The 4,448-nt window shown below is 40.2% G+C and carries 3 protein-coding genes and 2 tRNA genes; 2 read left to right on the plus strand and 3 right to left on the minus strand.

The genetic code is table 11. The annotated features are described in order from the left end of the window. Positions 1–422: 422 nt before the first annotated feature. The 3 genes from ACESQI_RS23970 to ACESQI_RS23980 all read right to left on the minus strand — a co-directional run bounded on the left by ACESQI_RS23970 (position 423) and on the right by ACESQI_RS23980 (position 4,193). Complete coding sequence (locus tag ACESQI_RS23970; protein WP_195349195.1) at positions 423–1,196, minus strand: prolyl oligopeptidase family serine peptidase; 774 nt, start codon at positions 1,194–1,196, stop codon at positions 423–425. Between the two features lie 289 nt (positions 1,197–1,485). Further along, the gene (locus ACESQI_RS23975) at positions 1,486–3,162 is read right to left on the minus strand and encodes a S41 family peptidase (protein WP_025867041.1); all 1,677 of its coding nucleotides are present in this window, start codon (positions 3,160–3,162) and stop codon (positions 1,486–1,488) included. Positions 3,163–3,206: 44 nt separating this feature from the next. Beyond that, complete coding sequence (locus ACESQI_RS23980) at positions 3,207–4,193, minus strand: adenosine kinase (protein WP_195349197.1); 987 nt, start codon at positions 4,191–4,193, stop codon at positions 3,207–3,209. 76 nt (positions 4,194–4,269) lie between these two features. Here ACESQI_RS23980 and ACESQI_RS23985 point away from each other — a divergent pair. Both ACESQI_RS23985 and ACESQI_RS23990 read left to right on the plus strand, forming a co-directional pair. After that, positions 4,270–4,343 (plus strand) — tRNA-Asn (locus tag ACESQI_RS23985). A 29-nt stretch (positions 4,344–4,372) separates the two neighbouring features. Further along, positions 4,373–4,446, plus strand: a tRNA-Asn gene (locus ACESQI_RS23990). Positions 4,447–4,448: the final 2 nt, after the last annotated feature.

A 4,448-nucleotide genomic window follows, 5' to 3' on the forward strand; every position in this document is an offset into this window, starting at 1 on the left:
AAAGCAGGATGGGATGAAAAATACCTGTCAACACTTTTACAGGACAGCGCATTTTAATGCGTCGGCCCTGTTTCTCGGTGCACAGTCTTGTTTTACATGTACATGTAAAGCTGCATGAGATGTACATGTCGTGCTGCTCCACATGCACATGTCGTACTGCTTTACATGTACATCTAAAACAATGTTACACACCGAGACTTCATACGTTACTCTACGAGAGGGGGCTTTATCGATACCGGAGAAGGAAAAGGATGGCAATGACAAACACCATTAAGCTCAAAACCGATCAATAATGAATCTATTTACGATTGAAGTTACTCTTTTAAAAGCCTGTTTCAGCGATGTTAGAGACAGAGTGATCCCAATCGTACATTGTCAATCGTCTAATCGTAAATAGATTCATTATTCATTCCATCGATATATTATCTTTTTTTCTTCTGGCTAAATAACCAGTCCATAAATCCCGGATAATTGAATGCCGGATTCCAACTACCGTGATCACAGCCGGGAAACTCAATGTACTCTACATCAACACCTGCCGCCTTCAATGCTCTATAGGCCGCACGTGATCCTTCTACCGTCACTACATTATCTGCATCTCCATGAAAGATACGAAACTTTACTCCCTTAACATCTGCTAACCGGGATGGGTTCACCGTTCCACAGATAGGAATTGCTGCCGCAAAAAGCTCCGGAAAACGAATTATCATATCATAGGTACCCATTCCGCCCATTGATAGGCCAATAATATAAACACGATCCTTATCTATCTGTGGCATACTAAGATAAACATCCAACAGCTCTTTTAACGAACTAAAAACAGGAGAAATTTCTTGTCCGGCGGGCATATCCGACGGAACGAACGAGACAGGACGAGAAGTATATGCCCAGTAAGCATCTATTGGACACTGAGGCATTAACACAAAAGCCGGATACTTCTCACGATTTACCGGATTAAGAAACATCTGGCCTCCATGAACCAATTGCTTTTCATTATCACTACCCCGTTCTCCCGCACCATGTAGAAAAAGAACAAGCGGATACTTCTTTCCTGCTTTCTCCTTTTCCAGACGGAGCAAACGGTATTTCAATGAATCACCCCGGGAAGAAATAAACACTTCTTTCTGATAAACCTCTTGCGCTGAAACAGAGATAGTCAACAGAAACAACAAACCCAAACTAATAATCTTTTTCATATCCTCTTTGTACCATTAATTTTTTAACCGTAAAGATACATCCTATTTATCAAACGCCCCAGTCTCTCAACAAAAAAGGGAACACATGATCTGCGTTCCCTTCTTAATATAATAAGATAAGAATCGTTCAAAATTATATGATACTATTATTGAAACGTAGAAACTCGCAGATTCACGCAAAGCATATCATCGCTCAAGTATAGCGCAGCCATTTAATCTGCGATCATTTGCGTTTCAATAAAACGCTGTCACATAGTATGAACTAAATTTGAAGTACTACTTATTAAATCTATTTTTTCTCAGTGGCTGTTACGCTCAATATCTGTTGATAACGTTCCGGATTCGTTAAAATCTTCACAGCTTCATCCAGTTCATTATCACCTTTCAGCTGCTGAATAATCGCACCACGCTGATAATAATAACGTTTAATAATTTCCTCAGAAATCATCTCCTTAATATCCTTAGAAAAATAATCAAGGTCACGATCCAAATTATGACTCAACTTATTCTCCAGCGCTTTAAATTCATCGGAAGCCTCCTTCATATACCCTTCAAATTCGGCGGCCTCTTTCAGAGTCTTCAGTATCTTCTCACTCTGTTGGTCATACTTGAAATCTGCTCCCTTCACTTTATTCTTGAAATCTGTATAGTCGGCATCTGTCAGTTCAAACTTTTCCGCCGAAGCAATAACAGGGTGCTTCAAACAGTAATCTGTTGCGTAATCAAATATCAAATTATCACGAACCAAATAATATAGAATGTTGGGCAATCGCTCCTGCTTTACTTCGATATCGGGAGAAACACCGCCACCATCACGAACTTCACGCCCGGCAGCAGTATGGAATACAGTTGTCAAACTATCAGGAATACGTGCCACACTACCATCTTCATTCCGATGCGCATAATCAATAGCCTGTACACAACGCCCGCTGGGGATGTAATATTTAGAAGTAGTAATCTTTAAGTTTCCTCCATAGGGTAAAGAACGGGGCACTTGCACCAAACCTTTTCCATAGGTACGGTTACCTACAATCACAGCACGATCAAGATCTTGCAATGATCCGGAGAGAATCTCCGACGAAGAAGCCGTACCACTATTTACCAGCACAGCAATCGGAATATCCGTATCCAATGGTTCGCGCAGTGTTTTGTAAGTATTACTGGCCTGTTTTATCTTACCTTTCGTTGTAACGATTGTCTTACCTCGTGGCACAAAGAAATTCACTATTTCCACAGCCTGGTCAAGTAATCCGCCACCATTGTTACGCAAGTCTATTACCAATGAAGTAGCACCTTGCTTTTTCAAATCCAGGAAAGCATTTTTAAAGTCCTTGGAAGGAGTACCCGAGAAACTACTAAGATTTATATAACCCACCTGACCCTCCATTATTCCATAATAAGGAATAGTAGGCATCTGAATAGAACGTCGTACAATTGTAAACTCCAATGGTTCTTTCACACCAGGGCGTTGTACCTTCAGTTTAAAGCTGGTACCCACCTGCCCCCGAAGTAATGTACTCACATCCGAATTGTTTTTCAAATCTTTTCCATCAATCTCCAGCAATATATCACCGGCTTTCAACCCGCTTTCAGCCGCCGGCATTCCTTCGTAAGGTTCAGCAATCACAGTATATTGAAGTTTCGGATTATATCTGATCAAAGAACCAATACCACCGTAAGAGCCCTTGACCATCATCTCCAGTTCGTCCTGATCGTTCTCCGGATAATATACGGTATAAGGATCAAGTGAATACAACATATTGTCGATCCCCTCACGAATCGTTTTATTCGGATCAATGGTATCCACATAAAACATATCCAGCTCTTTTACAATCGCATTGAATATGTCGAGATTTTTAGCAATCTGAAAATTGCGGTCGTCTCCTTTTTTGAAACCGAAGAATGCTACCGCAATCAACACGATCACTGCAATGATACCATTCTGCCTATTTAGAAACTTTTTCATACACTTTTAGTTAAAATGAGTCGTAAATGTAACTCATTACCTGCTTATTCAGACAGAACTTCGTTAATATTTAACTTTATTTCATCCCAACGTTCTTTTGAGATAGTGGTTCCGATAACCTGTATAACATTTCCTGAAAGAATGGAACCTATCTTAGCACACTTTTCCAATGAATAACCGCAAGTAAGCCCATACAAGAATCCTGCTGCAAAATAATCACCGGCACCTGTGGTGTCTATCACTTTTTTTACCGGAATAGCCGATACTCTGACCTCTTCCGTACCCTTACGAATCAGCGAACCCCTACAGCCTATTTTCACAATAGCAATACTGCATAGCTTACCGATTATTTCCAAAGCCTCCTCAGGTTCTTTACCTGTGAATGCCTTCGCCTCTTCTTCATTAGCAAATACAATGTCTACATATTTACTTATTAATAAAGAAAAGAATTCCTTATCTTCCTCCACGATATTATAACTGGCCATATCGAGACAAATTTGCAATCCGGCTTCCTTTGCCAGTTTAATAGCACGGAGAATCATATCATGGTCTTGTACCAGGTATCCTTCAATATACAGATAAGCATACCCCTTGAACATATCCAGTGATAAATCTTCAGCTCTCAACGTAGAAGCAGCTCCCAAGTATGTCCCGAAAGTACGTTCGCCATCCGAAGAAATAAAAGTAGATGCCACTCCCGAAGGTAAATCAGAGAGGAGCAAATTGTCTTCAATATTGTTTTTCTGGAGATTTTCGCGGAAAAAGTTTCCATAATTATCATTTCCCACTTTTCCTATAAAACCGGTAGCAGCTCCAAGACAAGAGAGTCCAAGAATAGTATTTCCAGCCGATCCTCCGGTTGCAAGGAGGGTCTTCATGTTACTAAATTTCTCGTTAATCTGTTGTAACTTAGCGTCATCGATGAGTTGCATGCTTCCCTTTGGTAAACCCATTTCATCAAGGATAGTATCATCTTTCAGAGTTGCAAGTACGTCTACAAGGGCGTTGCCCAAACCAATTATTTTGTCCATTTTGATATTTTTTTTGCAAAGATATTGCATATTTCAAAATATCCTATTACTTTTGCATCGCAATTGAGAAAAACATTCTTCCTTAGCTCAGTCGGTTAGAGCATCTGACTGTTAATCAGAGGGTCCTTGGTTCAAGTCCAAGAGGAAGAGCAAAGTTTAAATTCTTGATTGCAAATTATTCTTCCTTAGCTCAGTCGGTTAGAGCATCTGACTGTTAATCAGAGGGTCCTTGGTTCAAGTCCAAGAGGAAGAGCA

The organism is Bacteroides sp. HPS0048 (assembly GCF_964240755.1).
Classification (GTDB): Bacteria; Bacteroidota; Bacteroidia; order Bacteroidales; family Bacteroidaceae; genus Bacteroides; species Bacteroides nordii.